The 18,988-nt window shown below is 62.9% G+C and carries 19 protein-coding genes and 1 tRNA gene; 6 read left to right on the top strand and 14 right to left on the bottom strand.

Features of this window, described 5'->3' with window-relative positions:
* Positions 1 to 8: 8 nt before the first annotated feature.
* The 8 genes from ABD683_RS11085 to ABD683_RS11050 form a co-directional block, all read right to left on the bottom strand.
* Positions 9 to 875, bottom strand: a complete 867-nt coding sequence (locus ABD683_RS11085; protein ID WP_344769947.1) for a type II secretion system F family protein — start codon at positions 873 to 875, stop codon at positions 9 to 11.
* 26 nt (positions 876 to 901) lie between these two features.
* Positions 902 to 1,780 carry a type II secretion system F family protein gene (locus ABD683_RS11080; RefSeq protein ID WP_344769945.1) on the bottom strand — a complete coding sequence of 293 codons (879 nt, stop codon included), beginning with the start codon at positions 1,778 to 1,780 and terminating at the stop codon, positions 902 to 904.
* A complete protein-coding gene (locus ABD683_RS11075) occupies positions 1,777 to 3,093 on the bottom strand; it encodes a TadA family conjugal transfer-associated ATPase (RefSeq protein ID WP_344769943.1) in 1,317 nt (438 codons plus the stop codon). The genes ABD683_RS11080 and ABD683_RS11075 overlap by 4 nt, the downstream gene beginning before the upstream one ends.
* Entirely contained in the window at positions 3,090 to 3,866 is a 777-nt protein-coding gene (locus ABD683_RS11070; protein ID WP_344769942.1) for a hypothetical protein, read from the bottom strand. Before ABD683_RS11070 ends, ABD683_RS11075 begins: the two co-directional genes overlap by 4 nt.
* Positions 3,867 to 4,568 carry an SAF domain-containing protein gene (locus ABD683_RS11065; protein ID WP_344769940.1) on the bottom strand — a complete coding sequence of 234 codons (702 nt, stop codon included), beginning with the start codon at positions 4,566 to 4,568 and terminating at the stop codon, positions 3,867 to 3,869.
* Entirely contained in the window at positions 4,568 to 5,209 is a 642-nt protein-coding gene (locus ABD683_RS11060) for a hypothetical protein (protein ID WP_344769938.1), read from the bottom strand. Before ABD683_RS11060 ends, ABD683_RS11065 begins: the two co-directional genes overlap by 1 nt.
* A 269-nt stretch (positions 5,210 to 5,478) precedes the next feature.
* On the bottom strand, positions 5,479 to 6,117 hold the full coding sequence (locus tag ABD683_RS11055; RefSeq protein WP_344769937.1) for a hypothetical protein: 639 nt from the start codon (positions 6,115 to 6,117) through the stop codon (positions 5,479 to 5,481).
* Between the two features lie 170 nt (positions 6,118 to 6,287).
* The gene (locus tag ABD683_RS11050) at positions 6,288 to 6,716 is read right to left on the bottom strand and encodes a helix-turn-helix transcriptional regulator (RefSeq protein WP_344771594.1); all 429 of its coding nucleotides are present in this window, start codon (positions 6,714 to 6,716) and stop codon (positions 6,288 to 6,290) included.
* 451 nt (positions 6,717 to 7,167) lie between these two features.
* Between ABD683_RS11050 and ABD683_RS11045 the strand changes: the two genes are divergently transcribed.
* Positions 7,168 to 7,362 (top strand): helix-turn-helix transcriptional regulator, encoded by a 195-nt coding sequence (locus ABD683_RS11045; RefSeq protein WP_344769935.1) that lies wholly within the window; start codon positions 7,168 to 7,170, stop codon positions 7,360 to 7,362.
* Positions 7,359 to 8,903: a tyrosine-type recombinase/integrase gene (locus ABD683_RS11040; protein ID WP_344769933.1), complete on the top strand. Its 1,545-nt coding sequence runs from the start codon at positions 7,359 to 7,361 to the stop codon at positions 8,901 to 8,903. Before ABD683_RS11045 ends, ABD683_RS11040 begins: the two co-directional genes overlap by 4 nt.
* A 76-nt stretch (positions 8,904 to 8,979) precedes the next feature.
* Here ABD683_RS11040 and ABD683_RS11035 read toward each other — a convergent pair.
* Positions 8,980 to 9,061: transfer RNA gene (locus ABD683_RS11035), tRNA-Tyr, on the bottom strand.
* A 92-nt stretch (positions 9,062 to 9,153) separates the two neighbouring features.
* On the opposite strand from ABD683_RS11035, the gene ABD683_RS11030 reads away from it, so the two are divergent.
* Positions 9,154 to 9,645, top strand: a complete 492-nt coding sequence (locus ABD683_RS11030; protein WP_344769932.1) for a YajQ family cyclic di-GMP-binding protein — start codon at positions 9,154 to 9,156, stop codon at positions 9,643 to 9,645.
* Positions 9,646 to 9,658: 13 nt separating this feature from the next.
* On the opposite strand, the gene ABD683_RS11025 is transcribed toward ABD683_RS11030, so the two are convergent.
* Both ABD683_RS11025 and ABD683_RS11020 read right to left on the bottom strand, forming a co-directional pair.
* The gene (locus tag ABD683_RS11025; RefSeq protein WP_344769931.1) at positions 9,659 to 10,486 is read right to left on the bottom strand and encodes an SDR family NAD(P)-dependent oxidoreductase; all 828 of its coding nucleotides are present in this window, start codon (positions 10,484 to 10,486) and stop codon (positions 9,659 to 9,661) included.
* A complete protein-coding gene (locus ABD683_RS11020) occupies positions 10,483 to 11,694 on the bottom strand; it encodes a lipid-transfer protein (protein ID WP_344769930.1) in 1,212 nt (403 codons plus the stop codon). The genes ABD683_RS11025 and ABD683_RS11020 overlap by 4 nt, the downstream gene beginning before the upstream one ends.
* Positions 11,695 to 11,779: 85 nt before the next feature.
* Between ABD683_RS11020 and ABD683_RS11015 the strand changes: the two genes are divergently transcribed.
* From ABD683_RS11015 to ABD683_RS11005, 3 genes are all read left to right on the top strand, one after another.
* Complete coding sequence (locus ABD683_RS11015) at positions 11,780 to 13,738, top strand: alpha-ketoacid dehydrogenase subunit alpha/beta (protein ID WP_344769928.1); 1,959 nt, start codon at positions 11,780 to 11,782, stop codon at positions 13,736 to 13,738.
* 157 nt (positions 13,739 to 13,895) lie between these two features.
* Positions 13,896 to 14,831, top strand: coding sequence for a phosphotransferase family protein (locus ABD683_RS11010; protein WP_344771593.1), 936 nt, complete (start codon positions 13,896 to 13,898; stop codon positions 14,829 to 14,831).
* Between the two features lie 598 nt (positions 14,832 to 15,429).
* Positions 15,430 to 16,428: a zinc-dependent alcohol dehydrogenase gene (locus tag ABD683_RS11005; RefSeq protein WP_344769927.1), complete on the top strand. Its 999-nt coding sequence runs from the start codon at positions 15,430 to 15,432 to the stop codon at positions 16,426 to 16,428.
* 13 nt (positions 16,429 to 16,441) lie between these two features.
* Here ABD683_RS11005 and ABD683_RS11000 read toward each other — a convergent pair whose 3' ends face one another.
* The 3 genes from ABD683_RS11000 to ABD683_RS10990 are packed head-to-tail and all read right to left on the bottom strand — an operon-like array spanning position 16,442 to position 18,947.
* Positions 16,442 to 17,629 carry a CaiB/BaiF CoA transferase family protein gene (locus ABD683_RS11000; RefSeq protein ID WP_344769925.1) on the bottom strand — a complete coding sequence of 396 codons (1,188 nt, stop codon included), beginning with the start codon at positions 17,627 to 17,629 and terminating at the stop codon, positions 16,442 to 16,444.
* A complete protein-coding gene (locus ABD683_RS10995) occupies positions 17,617 to 18,360 on the bottom strand; it encodes an SDR family NAD(P)-dependent oxidoreductase (RefSeq protein WP_344769923.1) in 744 nt (247 codons plus the stop codon). The genes ABD683_RS11000 and ABD683_RS10995 overlap by 13 nt, the downstream gene beginning before the upstream one ends.
* Positions 18,357 to 18,947 carry a TetR/AcrR family transcriptional regulator gene (locus tag ABD683_RS10990; RefSeq protein WP_344769921.1) on the bottom strand — a complete coding sequence of 197 codons (591 nt, stop codon included), beginning with the start codon at positions 18,945 to 18,947 and terminating at the stop codon, positions 18,357 to 18,359. The genes ABD683_RS10995 and ABD683_RS10990 overlap by 4 nt, the downstream gene beginning before the upstream one ends.
* Positions 18,948 to 18,988 lie beyond the last annotated feature (41 nt).

Genomic DNA, 18,988 nt, shown 5'->3' with positions numbered 1-18,988 from the left:
GTGCGCTCTCAAAGGACCAGAACGTTGATGACCGCCGGGTACGCCAGGAAGAGCAGGAACCCGATCGCCAGGACGACCTGGGCAATCCCGATCGACTGGTCGCCCTTCTCAGCTTCGCCTTCCGCCTCAGCCAACTGACGTCGACGCTGGGTTGCTGCACGGGCCGACAACGAGTCACGCACCTTGGCGCCGTCGTCGGCGACCAAGGTCAATGCCCCGCCGAGGTCGCGCAGCTCGGGCAGGTCGACGCGTTCCCCGAGGTTGGCGAATGCCTCCCAAGGAGTCGTGCCTTCATAGCGTGCGCGTGAGATCGTCTCGGCGATGAGCTCGAACGCCCAACCCCGCCCAATCTGCGCCGCCGTCGGCAGGGCCTCGGGGATACCGCGACCGCCGGCCAGGCTCATGGAGACCAGGTCGAGATAGCACGAGAGTGCCCGGCGCAGTTCGTCACGTCGACGTCGTGCCGCCTGGGCCACGGCAACGTCGGGAAGGACGAAGAACACGGCGGCCAGGCACAGCCCGAAGAGACCCGACACTGACCACGGCAATGTGATGCCGGCCAGAATCAACACGGCACTCAAAAGCGAAGGAAGGATGAGACCAAACGCTGCCAGCAGCACTTTGCCGGCGAGGTGCTCCTCGAGCGTCTTGCCTACGAGCTCGAGGTCCATGCGCATCTTGGTCATGGTGATGTCGAGCTGGCGCAGCTCGGACACCAGGAACCCGCCGAGACGGACGCGAGGGTCGGAGCGCGCCGCCCCAGCAGCCAAGGTCGGCCGGTAGTGGCGCTGTGACTCCCAGCGGCCGACTGCGGCCGCGAGATCGGTCCGTGCGGGAGCAACGGCGAGCCCCAGCAACAGCAGTGCCAGACCCATGCCGGCACCACACAAAAGGGCGAGAGTCAACGTCGGTCACCCGCCGTCGATGCCAGTTGATCAGCAGTGGCCAGGAACCGCTCCGGCGGAATGCCAACGGATGCCTTCTTGATCCAGATGAATCCGAACGCAAAGACTCCGATGATGATCGCCAGCATGACCTGACCTCCCGGCGTCGAATACGGAGCAACGTACTCGCGGGAGAACAGCACCATGCCCGCGGCGAAGATGGCAGTGACACCGACGATGATGGAAGCCGCCCGGCGCAGGTTCTTGCGGCCTTCCTCGATCTTGCGGCGCATCTCGAGTTCTTCTCGTGCAGACTCCGCCAGTGCACTCAAGGTCTGCACGAGACCAGATCCGCGGAGCCGCGAGTTCAGAATCAGGGCAGCTGCAACCAAGTCGACCGAGGCGTCATCGAACTCGTCGGCGAACGCACCCAAGGCCTGTTGCAGCGGGACGTGGGAGCGAAGGCGACCGACCATTCGGGTCAACGGGGCTTGGACGGTTGCCGGCGCCGCACCCAACGAATGAGTGATCGCCTGCTCAAGTCCGATGCTGCCGGCAATGGTGTCGCGCAATGACTCGGTCCAGGTGGCAATGCCCTCCAGGCGTTCAAGCTGCAGGGCGCTGGCCTTGGCGCCACCAAACATCGAGGGCCACAACCAGATCAATGCCGTTGCGGCGACCGCCGCGATCGGCCAGCTGGTCACCAAGGCGACCAGGATGCCGGCGACTACGGCCGTGGCGGCTCGTCGACGAGCTTCATGGCTCCACTGTGCGAGGTAGGAGCGTGAACGCGAGGTGGTCCCTTTGGCGGGCCACCCGTTCCACGCAGCAGCCAGCAGGACGAGCCCGCCGGCCATGCCCAGACCGAGCACCAGCCCCACCAGAGGATTGGTCATGCGCCCCACCCCTCGACTGATCGAAGCGGCTTCCACCCTCCTGCGGCGAGCTCGGCGGCTCGGGTGATGGCGATGTCCTCGGCACGTACGGCGTTGCCCTTGGCGTCAGCTGCGAAGATCTCCGATGCCCCGACACCAGCGGCCGCGTCGAACCCGTTGACCTCAAGGATCGTCTGCACCGTGCGGTGCCCGGTGACGCGGTCCTGGGACACGTAGACGACGAAGTCGACGGCACCGGCGATCATCTCGTGCACCACATCTCGCGGCAGGCTGTGAGCCTGTTGCGCGTAGGTGGCAATACGTCCGAACACGTCACGAGCCGACCGGCTGTGGATCGTCGACAACGAGCCGTCGTTGCCCTGAGTCATTGCGTTCAGCATGGTCACGATCTCTGGACCGAGGACCTCGCCGACGATGACGCGTGTGGCGTTCATACGAAGGGACCTGCGTAGCAGCTGCTCCAGGGCGATCTCGCCGTGCCCTTCGGAGTTCGGTGGCCGGGTCTCTAGTTCGACACAGTTGGGGTGACGCTTGACGTCGGCCTTCAAGCCGAGCTCGAGCGCATTCTCCACGGTCACGAGCCGCTCGTCGGGGCCGATCTCGGCTGCCAGCGCGCGCAGCAAGGTGGTTTTGCCGGCGTTCATCGAACCGGCCACCACGATATTGAACCGCGCTTTGACTGCTGCGGTCAGAAAGTCAGCGACCTCCTCGCTGAGGGTGTCGTTCGCTATCAGATCAGAGAATTCGACCTGCTTGAATCGGTGGCGACGTACCGAGACGGCCGGCCTGTCAGTGACAGACATCAACGCCGACAAGCGAGAACCGTCAGGCAACCGCAGGTCGAGTTCAGGGTTGGCCGAGTCAAAGGGGCGCGACGACAACCCGGCGTAGGAGCCGAGGGTCTGCACGAGCTCGATCAGTTCCTCGTCGCTGTCGGCGACCGGCTCGACGAGCATGCTCTTGCCGTCGGTGCGGGTAACCCAGACCTGGTCGCAGCCGTTGATGTCGATGTTCTCGATGCTGTCGTCATCGAGGAGCTTTTGCAGGCGGCCTGCCCCGAACATGCGGGCGTAGATCGCTTCGGAGATCTCCGCGTCCTGCGAGGCGTCAAGTGGCTGCTGTCCTTTGGTAAGACGTTCCTCGGCGTGGGCTCTGATGACGTCGGCAATGACAGCTCGAGCGAACTGCTGCTCATCGAGCCCGACCAGGAGGGACATACCATCGCTACGGCGGCGCCTGTTCTGCTCTCGCTGGACCCGGTCACCCACAGCCTGGTGCAAGGAGCGGACGAGATCCATGTCGACGTCGATCATGACGGCACCGCCGCCCTGGCCGTACGTGGCTCCGCGAGATCCGCCGCGACAAGCCGCGCCTCCCGGATCAGCGTCGCCCGACCCAGTCGACCGCTGGCCGAGTCGCCACCCTCCAGCCGCATCAAGGCGGGCCGATCGAGAGGCAAATGAATGCACGGCGTCGCCAAAGCTCCGGCCGCCACCAGCACCCGGTCGACGTCGTCACGATCACCGTTCGCATGGCGGGCCAGACCCACCAGTGTGGGAACGAGGCGAACACCGGACACATCCGGACCGACCTCGCCACCAAGGTCAAGCAATGTCTCGCGCATATGGATGACCGACTCAAGCGAAGCGATCCCGACCACGAGCACCCGATCAGAGGCTGCGGCTAGCGGAAGCGTCGGTGAGGTTCGGTCGAGGCGACCAAGATCGGCGATGACATCGACACCTGCCGTTCGACAAGCCTGAGCAATCGAGGGCCACAAGTCCTTGAGCGCACGTCCCTGCGCACTCGACGGCACACCTTGGACAACGGGCACACCGCACGCGAGGTCCTGGGCGAAATCAACCAACGTGCCGGGCTTGTCGTCCCGGACCGCTGCAGCAAGGCTCAACAAGCTGGGCGACGTCGACAACGGTCCACCGTTCGCCGATCGGCAACGGAACGCGAGATCCCCTCCCGTTGGATCTGCCTCAACCATCACCACGGGCCGTGGCCACACCGCGGCGACCACAAGCGCGGTAGAGGTGACGCCAGGCGCGCCCTTGCTTGAGCAGACCGAGATCAGCATCTACTTGCCCCCGTCACTCGCGGACGTCTCTACGATCGCCACCCGGTCACTGGTGGAGTAGGCAGCCAGGCGAGCCGAATCGGAGGCGTTCACGATCAGCGTCACCAGCACTCCCCCACCTTCGGTGGCAGCGCCGTCGACGGAGAACACCTGCGCGTCCTTCGCCAATATCCGCGGCGACTCAAGCTCCTCATCCGTTCCGCCGCCTTCGCCACCGGGCACCGCGATCACGTCAACGATGCTCCCCGCCTTGAGGCCAGCCGATGGGACACGTGACGGTGTTAGGGACAATCCCACGGTTGCCATGCCGGCGCCGGGGATCGGGTCGCTGGTCACCATGTTGTATGTCAGGATCTGGCCGGCAACGAGATCAACCGCCGCCACCTTCCCAATCGCCTGCGCCGAGTTCGCGGTCTCGATCGCACCATCCGCTCCAGCGACCTTCTTCGACACCAGATCAGTGCGCTCGACCACGTGACCCTTCGCCACCGGTCCCGCGACCACCAGTACTGAGGTCGTCTCGCCGGCCTGCGACAGCAGCAGAGCGAAGCCCAAACCGCAGGCGACCATCAACGCGGCCGCGACGGTTACCAGCCCCGTGCGCCGGGACTTCGTTCGCAGACCTCGATCATCGGTCCTTCGTCCCGAGAGGATCGATGACACATCGCTCCTGGCCTTCTTTGCTTCGACCTTTGTTGCCATTAGTCATCTCCTCCCACCACTACTGACTGGCGTTCGCCGACGACGATCGCTGCAACACCTGGTAGACCATTGACCCGGCCGAGGGTTCCGCTATTACCCAGACACGCTCCTGCACAGGTCCAGTCGACCTGGTACGAGATCGTCGATGTCACCCGGAATTTCTTGTCTGGCTGAAAGTCCGAGACCTTCGTGTACTTGTACGAGCAGCCCGTCGTGGAACCCTTCTGCATCTTGCCGAACTTCCACTCGCGACCAGCCGAGGTGCAGGTCTTGTTGGCCGGTCCCATGTCCCAAACAGCTGTCTTTGGGACTGCGGTCACTGTCACTGTCGTGGCGCCAGCGGTGACCGACTTCCTCAAAGTCGCCCACTGGACTGCCGGCATCCACAACCATGTATCCAGCCCGACGTACGTCCGCTCCGGGGGCTGCGGGGCCAGATGAATATCCGGCGTGGCCAGCTGCATCTGATCCAACGCCCGGCGTGCAAGATCCTCTGGGTCTGGGATACCCCCGCCAACCATGTAGATAAGGGTCGGCGTAGCCGCGATACCCGGCTTGCCGCATGTGTAAATGCGACCCTCGGACGGGTCCCCGCCCAGCTCAGACCAAACGGGACTGTCAACTGGCGGTTGGGGCTTCATCAGCAGTAGATAGCACTGGCGACCCTGATCCCACACACCTCGCACTGGATCGTTGCAAGGGATCTTGTCGCCACGGTAGGTGCACTGACGCGGCCCGCCGCCACCGCCACCGCCGCCACCGCCGCCACCGCCGCCGTCACCTACAGGAATGCAGATGTTGCCTGCACCGCCTGGTGCGGGTTCCGTGCCCGGAGGACACGCGGCAGCTGCGGGCGATGCAATGACAAGGAGACAGCCCGCCGCGATGATCACGGAGACAACGACGTTGGTTACGCGTCGCATGGCGAGTCCCCGACTGACTCCTTTAGCCGGAAGACAATCCAGCGCCCCTCAGCCTTGCCCATTTCAAAAGTGAAGACCTGTGGCCCGACGTTCTCAGGCTCCACTGTCTCGCCATTCTGCGTGACCGTGATCGTGCTGGCGTCGAGACACTGGCGGATGCTCACCGATCCACCGGTAGTTGACACTTTGATACGCGTTGGCTCAGTTGACAGGACCTTCGCTCGACCGGTCCGTGTCAGGTGGTTTTTCTCATAGAAGTCCAAATTGATGAGTTGTTCGTTCGTCGCGAAGTATCGCTTGAAGAGTTTCTCTGCCTCGGGTGTGACCTTGCCGGCCTTCCAGATCGGCTCGGCCTCCTGCTGGTACCGGTCCCACGTTGCAAGGGCCTCTTCGTAGGCAGCGATTTCGTCTGCGGTGTACTTGGCCTCCCACGCCGGCCGCGTCGGCGTAGCGGTGGTCGGGGTGGATCCCGTGGGTATTGGGGCAGGTTCATCTTCGTCGCAGCTTGACAATGTAAGCGCGAGAGCGATGCCGAGTAGACACACAGTCACCCGACCACGAGCGCCGGACGGCCCTGGCCGAAGCGTGAAGCTGGCCTGTCGATCCGAGTTGATGTTCGACTTCATGATCCCCCCTGCTCCCCGTCACCCCAACGAGTTAGACCGATTCTTGCATCTGTCGCGGTCAAACCCCACTACCCACATAAGGTCAGTTTTGCCTCGATGAGGCGACATCTGTATGTGTTTTCGACCCTAAACCAGAATATTGTCCTTGGCCAGTTGCTGATGCCGACAGTTCAGGAACTTTGTGTCCGACGTAGCGCAGCCGTGACAGTCGCCTCGTCGACGCGAAGCACATCCGCCATGTCGCCAAGGGGTATTCGCCGCAGCAGGCCCTGGACTTCCCCCCGCTCCCAGCGCTTGAGGGTGGGTCCGGCGACATGGATGCGTGCACCCAGTTCCACGATCGTCAGCCCGGCCTCGATACGGAGTCGCCGCAGATCTCGATCCTCGACGGACACGGGTTCGAGCAGTTGAGTAATCGGCACCTCGAGCACTTCGGCCAGCCTGCGAAGCTGACCGGGATGCGGGACCTGTTGACCAGATTCCCAAGCACTTACGCGGGGTGCACCGTCCACCCCAACTAGGTCGCTCAGCTGGGGTTGCGTTAGACCTTTCGCGTGCCTCGCCTCACGCAAAGCAGACAGATCGAGGGAGTAACGCATTGTGACGTCATCGTAACGAGCGATCACGTAGAGCAGAAAGATTTGATCTTCTCGTTCCGCGCAAATCAGCCCATTGACCTCTGCAAGGGAACGTTCCCCCAAGGCGAGTGGCTCGCGCGCGACGTGAGAGAGATTCCGACCCTGACGTGACGGATCTCAGCACGCTTGGGGAACGTTCCCCCGCAGCCTCACACTGGGCCCTGACAGACGATGTTTAGCCCCGCGCGAACGCGCCTTCTGCGAGGTCCGTCATGTCGCGTCTCACGGAGAGCATGCCTTCCGAATTGCGTCGGCATGGTTTCGACATGTGCGGGGAACGTTGCAACATTCCCCCGAAAGTCGGCTTGCGGTTGTCCACCAGCGCCGTCGAGTAAGCCCTGACTAAGTGTCCCAATCATCGGTTCAGCCGGCTCGAACCCGGTGTGCGCCAAGACAGATCGGTCACACTCACATGAACACACAACCTCCCCCTCGCCACCTCACCGTCGCCGACCTCTGCGCCGAACTCGAGATCTCCCGCTCCACCTTCTACGACTGGCGCTCGGCCAACAAGGCACCGCGTTGTATCAAGCTCCCCAACGGGAGCCTCCGCGTCCGACGAGCCGATCTCGAGCAATGGCTCCAAGTCCACGAAGACGTCGCATGAGGTCCAAGCACAGCTTCGATGTTCGCTTCCGGAGTATCCGTACGAACAACGGCAAACGACGCACCACCTACACCGTGCGTTGGAAGGTGGCAGGGAAAGATTTCCAAGAGACATTCCTCACCGCCAAGCTCGCTGACGCTCAGCGATCCGAGCTCGTGGCCGCGACCAAGAGCGGCCTGCCATTCGACACCTCGACAGGTGCGCCGATTGCACCTTCTTCATTTACCACCGCACCCAACGAAATCACCTGGTTGGATCACGCCATTGACTTTGCAGCGATGAAATGGCCAGATGCTGCGCCCAGATATCGCCAAAGCCTTTCTGACTCACTGACGCAGGTCACACTTCACCTGACTCCGACCGGGGCGCGCCCGGCCGCCGACGCGATCCTTCGGAACTCGCTTCGGCAAGCGTTCAGCTCGTCAGGCGAATCACAGGCCGACGAGGTCCCGTACCTGACATGGCTACAACGTCACTCCGTTCACCTGCACGACCTCACCGACAGATCCGTGCTTCGCGAACTACTCGACGGGTTGGCGTTCAATCAGGACGGAACTCGCGCCAAGCAATCGACCATCATGCGCCGACGATCTGCCCTACACAATGCACTCGACTTTGCGGTGGAACGCGAACATCTCACCACCAATCCGATGAGCGAAGTTCGACGCAAACGACAACCACCCACTCCAGCTCTCGACCGCCGCCGAGTCGCCAATCCCACTCAAGCCAAAGCGCTGCTCGCCGCCGTTCGCGACCAGAGACCAGAACTCGAAGCCTTCTTCGCGCTCATGTACTACGCCGGCCCGCGGCCTGGCGAGGTGCTAAACCTGCGACGAGTCAACCTCGAACTCCCCAAGGAAGGTTGGGGACAGATCCTATTTACCTCGTCCCATCAGTCAGTCGGGAAGCTGTGGACAGACGACGGCGCTGTCACCGAGGAGCGACAACTCAAGCATCGAGCGATCGGCGATACACGACTCGTTCCCGCTCACCCAGAGCTGGTCGCCACACTCCAACGTCATCTATCCACGTTTGCCGTTGGTCGCGACGGTCACCTCTTCGTGTCTCGCACCGGACGAGCCGGGATACCGCTCCCAGGGCCGTACTCCAAACCCGTCTCCATGAAGACTGTGTACCGCGCGTGGAACAACGCCCGCTTGACTGCTCTCACCGACAAGGAGTTCGACTCTCCGCTGGCACGACGTCCCTACGACTTGCGCCACGCATGCGTATCGACATGGCTGAACGCCGGAGTACTCCCAGCACAAGTTGCTGAGTGGGCTGGCCACAGCGTCAACGTACTGCTCACTGTGTACGCAAAATGCATCGACGGCGCGGAAGTATCTGCCATGCGCAAGCTCGAATCGGCCTACAACACCCCCGACAATCACCCAGAAGCGCCTCATTCTGACCATCCCCTAGAGGGCCCTGCACCGCAAACTTCCCCCCGTATTCCCCCCAGACACCCGCAAAGGACCGATCCCCACCGGACACCGCCGGACATGTCGTCACCCAAATTCGGGTCGACCCCTGGGCGCTAGAGCGACCAACGAGTCACTGCAATGACAGGCAGAATAGCCAAAAGCCCCGACTCCAGAAGGAGCCGGGGCTTTCATGTGGCAGGTGCAGGGTTCGAACCTGCGTAGGCATTGCCGTCTGATTTACAGTCAGATCCCTTTGGCCACTCGGGCAACCTGCCGGGGGTCGTTGCCCGGGGGCAACGACAAGCAAGAGTATCTCAGCCTCGTATGGTGTGAGAAACCAGATCCACCCCAACGCGCAGGAGCAGACATGGCCGACTCATCCTTCGACATCGTCAGCAAGCTCGACCGCCAGGAAGCCGACAACGCGATGCAGCAGGCCGTCAAGGAGATCGCGCAGCGCTACGACTTCAAGAACACCGGCGCCTCCATCAAGTGGAGCGGTGAGCTGGGCGTCGAGATCGAGGCCAACGCCGACGAGCGTGCCCTCGCCGTGCTCGACGTGTTCAAGGACAAGCTCATCAAGCGTGGCATCTCGCTGAAGGCGCTGGAGAGCGACGAGCCCCGACAGTCCGGCAAGGAGGTCAAGCTCTCGGCGCGATTCAAGGACGGCATCGACCAGGAGCAGGCCAAGAAGGTCTCCAAGATCATCCGCGACGAGGGCCCCAAGGGCGCGAAGGTCCAGATCCAGGGCGAGGAGCTGCGCGTCTCGAGCAAGAAGCGCGACGACCTCCAGGAGATCATTGCGCTGGTCAAGGCTGCCGACCTCGACTTCGCCGTGCAGTTCACCAACTACCGCTGATCCGTCACCAACGCTAGAAGTGGTAGCCCCCACCACAGATCAGAACCTCGCCGCTGACGTAGTCCGACTCCGGTGAGCAGAGGAGATACACGGCTCCTGCAGCTTCCTCCGGAGTGCCTGCTCGGCCGAGGGGTACCAACGATTCGAGCTCCGCGAACCGATCGGGTGGCAGTCCCGCTTTGACCTCGTGACCGTCAACGACGAAGGTCCCGTCCTGTACTGCCCGCGACTCTGTGATGCGGGTGCGAATGAAGCCGAATCCGACAGCATTCACGGTTGTGTTGTAACGACCCCACTCCTTCGCCAGTGACAAAGTCAGTCCTACAACGCCCGCCTTTGCCGCCGAATAGTTCGCCTGGCCGGCTTGACCATCTGTACCGGAGATTGACGTGACATTCACGACCTTACGAGTGACTGGTCGACCAGCGTCAGCATCGGCGCGGGCCTGGGATCGAATGATCGGTTGCGCAGCACGCAGGATTCGAAACGGTGCCTTGACATGAACGTCCTGCATGGCGTCCCACTGCTCGTCAGTCATGTTCTGGATCACGGAGTCCCACGTGTAGCCAGCGTTGTTGACGATGATGTCGAGCGAGCCGAACGACGACACGGCGACGTCGACAAACCGCTCACTGAATCCGTCCTCTGTCACGCTCCCGGCGCAGGACACTGCCTGGCCGCCCGCGGCAACGATCTCGTCCACCGTCGACTCCGAGAGGCCCACGTCAAGGTCGTTGACTACGACCGAGGCGCCCTCCTCGGCCAGCTTCAGGGCCACACTTCGACCGATGCCCTGGCCGGCCCCAGTCACGATCGCCGTACGGGCCGCCAACCTGCTCATACGGCGGCGCCGACGCGCTCGAACAGGGTTACGACGCTCGCTCCGCCTAGTCCGACATTGTGCTGGAGACCCAATGTCGCGCCTTCGACCTGTCGATCTCCGGCACTTCCTCGTAGCTGCCACACGAGTTCCGCACACTGCGCAAGGCCCGTTGCGCCGAGTGGGTGCCCCTTGGAAAGCAGCCCACCGGAGGGATTCACCACCGCCTGCCCGCCGTACGTGTTGTCCCCCGCGAGGATGAACTTCTCGGCACCGCCCTCCGACGTCAGCCCCAGGGCCTCGTACGAGATCAGCTCGTTCGCCGTGAAACAGTCGTGGAGCTCCACCACAGGAATGTCGGCAGGGTCGACCCCCGACGCCTCATAGACCTCGGTCGCCGCCCGCTGGGTCATCTCATAGCCGACGACATCACGCATGTCCCCGGAGTCGAACGTGCGATCACTGTCAGTCGTGAGTGCCTGAGCTCGTATCCGCACGCTGCTGTCGAGTCCGTGACTGCGCGCGAACTCCTGACTGCACACCACCGCGGCGGCCGCGCCAGAGGTAGGGGGGCAGCACTGGAGTCTCGTGAGGTAGTGGTAGATCGAGGGCGATCCCAGCACATCATCGAGTGTTATGGGGTCTCGGAACACGGCATTCGGATTGTTTACAGCGTGCCGGCGAGCCTTGACCGAGATGCGTGCGAAGGTTTCCGGAGAGGTTCCGAACAGGTCCATGTGCCGCTGACCCGCGCCGCCGAAGTACTGCGCGGCGAACGGCACACCATCCTCATCGCCTTGAATCCCCGCGCGCACATCGTCGAGACGACTCAGCGGGCCGGGGCGATCCGTGAAGCTCATGGCAAGTGCACCCGGCGTCATCTGCTCGAAGCCAAGAGCCAAGACACAATCGGCAACGCCGGACTGAACAGCTTCGCGCGCAAGATAGAGCGCAGTGGACCCAGTCGAACAGTTGTTGTTGACATTGATGATCGGGACTCCGCTCCGACCCAAGCCGTACAGCGCAGCCTGCCCTGCCGTCGAGTCCCCGTAGACATAGCCCACGTATGCCCGCTGCATGGCTGAATAGTCGAGACCCGCATCGTCCAGAGCGAGCCGGGCTGCGGAGCCACCCATGACGTCGTACGTCTCACTTCGTCCCGCCTTGCTGAACGGGATCATCCCGACTCCCGCTACGACAACCTCTTCTGAACGGTGGTTCGACTCCACGGCGCACTCCTTCTCATTCCAAACCGTTGACAGATCGGCCTCTAGCCTTCAGCCTGTGTGTACCGATCGGTACAAGGAGTATGGCATGACGCAGAGGTCCCGCACCAACCTCTTTTCAGCGATGAGCAGAATTCGTGAGTTCGAGACGCGAGCGAGCGAGTTGTACCGAGACACCGAGATACCTGGGTTCGTGCACGTGTCGGTTGGCCAGGAGGCCGTCGCCGTTGGAGTGTGTTCGGCGCTGGAGGCCGAGGACGTCATCACTTCCAACCACCGCGGCCATGGTCATGTTCTTGCCAAGGGCGCCGACATGAAGGCGATGTTTGCTGAGCTCATGGCTCGCGAGACCGGCACGTGTCGCGGCCGCGGAGGGTCGATGCACATCGCCGATCCCAGCATCGGCGTATTCGGGGCGAACGGAATCGTCGGCGCTGGACTACCTATCGCCGTGGGAGCCGCGACAGCGATCAAGCACCGGCAGACCAACAACGTAGTGGTTGCCTTCTTCGGCGATGGGGCCGTGGGACAAGGCGCGTTCCATGAATCCATCAACATCGCAGCAACACTCAACCTGCCCATCGTGTTTCTGTGCGAGAACAACCACTTCGCCGAGTTCTCATCGACTGACAATCTCCCAACCGTCTCTCTCTCGCGGCGCGCCAGCGGATACGGCGTTCCCTATCTGCACGCTGACGGCAACGACGTGGAGAACGTCCTTGAGGTTCTTGAGACTGCGCTCGCGAAGACCCGCAACGATGGCGGACCGGTGTTCGTGGAGGCTGAGACATACCGCATCCACGGCCACTACGAAGGTGACCCCCAGAAGTACCGATCAGCCTCCGAGCTGGAAGCCTGGATGGCGCGGGACCCGTTGACGGTTGTTGCCAATCGCCTGCTCGACTCCGGCATGACGCCAGCCGACCTAGACGCGCTTCGAGGTGCAGCCGTCATCGAAGTCGACGAAGCCGTGGAATTTGCTCGGAGTTCACCTCCTCCGTCGAACGACACACTTCGCTGGTATGTGCTCGGCGAATCCGACCCGATCCCGGACAAGCCGCGCTTGACGTCGGGCGAGGAAATACGGACCAGCAGGGCTATCGGCCTCGCGCTCCAGCACGAGCTTGAAGATGATCCTGACGTCTTCCTCGCCGGGATCGACGTAGGTGCCGGCGGCAACGTCTTCGGCATCACCCGCGGACTCCACGAGCAGTTTCCCACCAGAGTGATCGACACGCCAATCTCCGAAACGGCGCTCATGGGAATGGGAGTCGGCGCCGCCATGAGCGGACTGAAGCCGGTCATCGAGCTCATGTATGTCGACTTCCTCGGGGTCTGCTTCGACCAGATCATGAACCAAGCAGCAAAGATGCGGTTCATGACTGGAGGGCACGCCACCGTGCCGCTGACCATCCGCACCCAGTTTGGAGCTGGTCGATCCTCGGGGAGCCAGCACTCTCAGAGCCTCGAGGCGCTGTTTGCGCACATTCCGGGCCTCAAGGTCGTCATGCCATCCACGCCCGAGGACACCTACGGGATGCTGCGAGCAGCCATTCAGGACCCCAACCCGGTCATCGTGATCGAGAACCGATTGCTGTACGAGACCAAGGGACCAACTCCGGAAAGGGGGCACCTGACTCCGCTTGGCAGAGCTGCCGTTGTGCGCAAGGGCAGTGACATCACGTTGGTGACCGTGTCCCGCATGGTTCACACGTGCTTGGCCGTCGCCGAATCCCTCGCCATGCAGGGTGTCGACTGCGAAGTGATTGACCTACGAACCGTCAGCCCCCTGGATCACCAGACGGTGCTGAACTCTGTGGCCAAGACCTCTCGCCTCGTGATCGTCCATGAAGCAATCACAGACTTCGGGATCGGAGCAGAGATCGCTGCCCGCGTCGCCGATCAAGGATTCACGCTGATGGACGCACCGATTCGTCGAGTCGGAGCACTCGCAATGCCGGCTCCGTACGCGCCCAACCTCGAAAAACTGTGGTTGCCGGATGAAGACCAGATCGTGGCAACAGTCCATGAGCTCATGGCCTTCTGAGGGTTGTACTGATCGGTCAGTATGACTGTAAGATGCGAATGTGACCACGCGAGATGAGACCGGCGGAGCACTGAGGCCAGACTGGATCAGTCCTCGCCTATCCCAATGGGCGATCGACAACCACGGCCCTCTGGCCAAGCTCGCAGACGTTCGCCGCATGCCCGGGAATTCCGGCCTCAGTTACGGCTTCACGCTCGTCACGCCTGATCTGCGTGAAGAACTCGTGATCCGGCTGCCACCGCCGGGTGTCGCCCTCAGCGGCAACGCTGACGTGCTCCATCAGGCCCGGATTCTTGAGGCAATGGCACATGCCGGCATTCCCGTTCCGGAGGTCCGGTCGTCACGCGCAGAAAATCCGTGGTTCGACGTGCCCTTCTACGTCGCGACCCTGATGCCAGGAAAGTCGACGCATCTCTTCGACGAGACGATGGCCAGTCGCCAAGACGGCGCTGGGCTGGCCCGCGTCTTCGAAGCCGGGATGTCCACGCTCGCCGCGATCCATGAGGTCGACTGGCAGGTCGCGCTTCCGGGCTGGGCCGAACCGCAGGAACTTGCCGACGAGATTCGTAAATGGACGCCAACGCTTCTCAAGTCAGAGAACGCCTCCTGGGTCGAGAGCGGCCAGGAGGTTGCCGCGCTGCTCATGGACTCGCGCCCCGCCGATCCGGAGTTGACCGTCGTCCACGGCGACTACTACTCCAACAACTGGCTATTCCAAGACGGCGCGATCACGGCAATCCTCGACTGGGAGATCTCCGGCATTGGCCCTCCGGGGCTCGATCTCGGCTGGATCTGCATGATCTATGACGATGAGAGCTGGGGCCCTCAGCGCCACCGTTGGTCTGCCTGGTCGCCGACGCCCACGTTCCTGGTAGACGCGTATGTCGCGGCGGGAGGCAGGCAAGTCGACGATCTCGACTGGTATCGCGCACTTGCGGGCTACCGCCTTGCCTGCATCACCGCTCGCAACTTTCACCTCCACACCTCCGGCAAGCGACGCGATACAGCGTGGGAGGTTCTCGCCGATGCCTTCCCTCACCTCATCGGGCGTGCCAAGCAACTCCTGCGGTCGCACCAAGGGGCTGACGCATGACCGAGCCGATCGTCTTCCAGGCCCCTGAAGTTGCTCAGCATGGCGACACCTACATCTTGTGGCGGGCGCACTGTGGTGTGTGCGAGTTGTGCCTCGTTGGACTCGAGTCATGGTGCTCGCGAAATGAGCCTCCCCGTGCCGGAGACCCTCGCTGGGGAGAGCCGTTCCGAACCCACTCACCAGGCGCCACTGCGCGATCTGTGTCTCGCGTCGCGACTGTGCTCGACCTAATTGACGCTTGGGACGAGACCGAGCCGACAGTTCTGGTCGTCGGAGCCGAAGGGGACTCGCCGCACATCGTCACGATGCTGGAACACTGCGGTGTCCAAGTCGTCGCGGAACCACACATCGAAGGTACGCGGCTTTCGCAGAGATGCCGCGAGGATCTGAGTTCACTCTCACCATCGGGCAGGGCAGATATCGCCGTGACCTTCGGCGGGAAGCTCGCAGTTTGCGCGCGCTGGGTGCGGCGCAGTGGCGCCGTGGCGTCGGCAGTCCCCTCATCGCCGGAGCCGGATCTCGACTCCTTGACGATGCGCGAGCTGACGATCCTTAGCCCACGCCGTTCCCATCATTGGGTCGAAAAGGTGGCCGTACGGTGAGCGCCACGATCAGACGGGCAAGCATCGCAGGCCCGGGCGACATCGGAATCGTGTTGGCCGAGTCACCTGAACACTCAGATGCGGACACACTGCTCGCAGTCGAAGCTGTTGGCGTGTGCGGGACAGACATCTCGCTCGTCAAACACGGATCGGCCCCGCCAGAGCAGGTGCTAGGCCACGAGATCGTGGGCCGCGTTGTCGCCGCACCGCCAGAGAGCCATCTGGTGCTTGGTGAACGCGTCATGGTGCGCCCGATCCGTGGGTGTCACGTGTGCTGGTACTGCCGCAACGGGCTCGAGCACCAGTGCGACCACTCGGTGGACCTCACGATTTCGTACGGTCGACGGGGCGGGTTCAGCGACGAATTGGTCTTGTCGGACGTTGAGCCCGGCGAGCTCGTCCCCGTCCATGATGCCGTCGAAACCCTCGACGCAGTCTGGGCCGAGCCGCTCGCGGTCGCCGTGCATGCGGTGAACAGGGCGCTGCTCAAACCTCGACAGGACGAGCTCGTTGTCATTGGATCAGGTCCACTCGGCTTGTGCGTGACAGCTGCAGCATCGGCCATTGGTGTTCGGGTGATAGCGGTTGAACCTCGCCCTGGACGTCGCAAGGCAGCCCTCTTGGCAGGCGCCGCCGAAGCGGTGCATCCCGACGAAGCGAGCGATCTTCGCGCTGGACAGGTCTGCGTGACGGTCGGCGGAGACGCCGCGATGCTGCTCTCTGCTCGAGTCACGTTGCCCGGGGGAAACGCAGTGTACGCGGGTCTCGGATCCACAACACTGAATGTGCTTCCACGTCCGTACACGGTGAAGGGGTCGTTCGGCTACACGCCGGCGGAGTTCCTTCAGTCGACGGCTCTGATCAACGAGGGTGCGGTCAGCCTGCGGTCTCTGGTCACCCATGTGGTGGGACTGGACGAGATCGCGAGTGCCATCGAGGTCTCGTCGACCGACCCAGATGCAGTCAAGGTGGTCGTCAGTCCAACCCGAGGTTGACGGATGGGCGTACTCACGCCGACTCGACGATCACCCCACGGTCACGCAGACCCTCAAGCTTCTCAGCAGGGATTCCCCAATCGGCGAGTGCTCGCATGGTGTGCTCGCCAGGCAGCGGCGGACGCGTTGGAACAGCCAAAGGCGTCCGGCTGAATCGGGGCGCTGGCGTGGGTTGCAGAAGACCATCGACCTCGACCATGAGTCCTCGACTCGCGCCATGTGGATGATCTTGCACGTCGCCCAGCTCGACTACCGGTGTGACGCACGCGTCTGTCCCGTCAAAGATCGCAATCCATTCGGCCTGAGTCTTCGTCGCGAAGACGTCTGCGAGGCGCTTCCTCAGAGCGGGCCACAACGTCTTGTCGGACTGGTCTGACTCAAGCTCCTTGTCGCCTGTAAGCCCCAGGCCGGAAAGCATCGCCGCATAGAACTGCGGTTCGATGCAACCAACAGCGACCCAACGCTTGTCAGCGCATTCGTAGACGTTGTAGAAGTGGCACGCTCCATCGAGAAGGTTCTGCTCTCGACCGGCCGTCCAAACTCCTTCTGCCATGAAGCCATAGAGCATTGACGTCAGGAGTGCCGTTCCGTCCACGACAGCCGCGTCGACAACCTGACCACGGCCCGACGACCTCGCATCGAGCACACCCGCCACGACACCGAGTGCGAGCAGCATCCCGCCACCACCGAAGTCACCCAAGAGATTGAGGGGCGGCACCGGGCGTTCGGCTGTGCCCATTGGCGCAAGCGCGCCGGCAATTGAGATGTAGTTGATGTCGTGGCCCGCCGCGAGTGCCATCGCCCCGTCCTGTCCCCAGCCAGTCATGCGGCCGTACACAAGCGCCTCGTTGACTGCGGAGCAGTCCTCTGGGCCGAGTCCTAGTCGTTCAGTGACACCCGGCCGGAATCCCTCCAGCAGCACATCTGCAGATCGCACGAGGTCCAGCACCAGGGCTCGACCCTCATCGCTCTTGAGATCAATCGAGACGCACCTACGGCTGCGGTTCAAGACGTCGTTCTTCGGTGACACCGGGTTCGCCGGACTGTGGTATCCGGGGCGCTGAACTCGGATCACGTCAGCCCCCAGATCTGCCAAGAGCATCGCCGTGAACGGCGACGGCCCAATGCCCGCCAGTTCGATCACACGTACACCATGCAGGGGGCCTCGCGAATTTCCGTCAACAGTCGTCACAATGTCCATCCTCCGTCGATTGGTAGGACGACGCCGGTGGCGAAGGTGGCGTCCTCCGAGAGGAACACCGCCGCCTTGGCAATCTCCTCGGGTGTTCCGAATCGCCCCAGAACGGAGCGCTCGATGATCTTGTTCCGGGCTGATTCGCCGATCTCGGCCGTCATGTCGGTTTCGACGAAGCCCGGGGCGAGGACATTCACCCGCGTGCCGATCCTGCCCGTCTCCTTCGCCAGAGACCGGGCGAATCCGGTCAGGGCGGACTTCGAGCTCGCGTACGCCGTATCGCCTGGGAAGCCGGTGAGGCCGACAGCCGAAGACATGAGAAGAATCGAGGCCGCCGACGACGCTTCCAACACCGGCAGTGCCGTCCGCACCAGACGCACATTGCCTCGAAGGTTCGCCTCGAGCACGCCCCACCACGCGGAGTCATCGAGTTTTGCGAGCCGACCTCCGCGCCACATCCCGGCGTTGAGAATCAACGAGTCCACTCCACCGATGGCTGCGCATGCCGATTCGACGAGCCTGCCCGGATCGCCTTCGACCAAATCAAAAGGCATCGGGAACACGTCGCCCGGCAACTCCGCACACGCGCCAACGAGGCGGGACGCTGCCTCGAGATCAGTCCGGTAGGTGAACGCGACCCTCGCTCCTCGCTCTGCAAGGAGCCGAACGATTGATGCACCGATGCCGCGAGAACCACCCGTCACGAGTACGCGACGGGTGGTGAGCTCCTCGCTCACCTGACGTCCAGGCCATCCATGAGCAGCCCGCTGAGTCGATCGGCGACGTCGTCAAGCGGCACAGGGCCTTGGGGATCGAGCCACATGTAGGTGTAGTTGAGCAGGCCAAGAACGCCCATCACGTCAAGCGGTTCGGCCCGCGAAAACTGGCCCTGACTGACGCCAAGCTCAAGTACCGAGGTGAAGAGATCCTGGTACTCGCGCCGCAGCTTGGTGAGCTGGACTGCGCGATCGCCGGTCAGTGCATGCATCTCGCGCTCGGCAACCACGACATCTGCTCGTCGATCAGCGAGTGTGTGGACGTGCTCGCGGACAAGGGCCACGAACTGTTCGCGAGCCTCACCACTGCGCGCAACCGCCTGACGGCCACGCTCGAGGGCCACCTCCACGTGTCGCTTGCACAGGTCGAACAGGAGTTCTTCCTTCGAACCGATGTGATAGTAGAGGGCGCCGCGCCGGATGTCGGCCGCATCACCCAGCTCTGTCATTCCAGCCCCGTGATAGCCCTTCTCGGCGAAGATCTCCACGGCCGCTTTGAGGATCCGGTCGCGAGTCGGCTCTTCCCGACCCTCCTGCCTCGCGCTCATCCGCTCGCCCTTTCGTGGGGTTTCATCTGGTCTGCTCTCAA

Source organism: Aeromicrobium panaciterrae (assembly GCF_039537165.1).
Lineage (GTDB): Bacteria > Actinomycetota > Actinomycetes > Propionibacteriales > Nocardioidaceae > Aeromicrobium > Aeromicrobium panaciterrae.
Note: the sequence above shows the minus strand (reverse complement) of the source record. Positions and strands in the feature narration are given on the sequence as shown.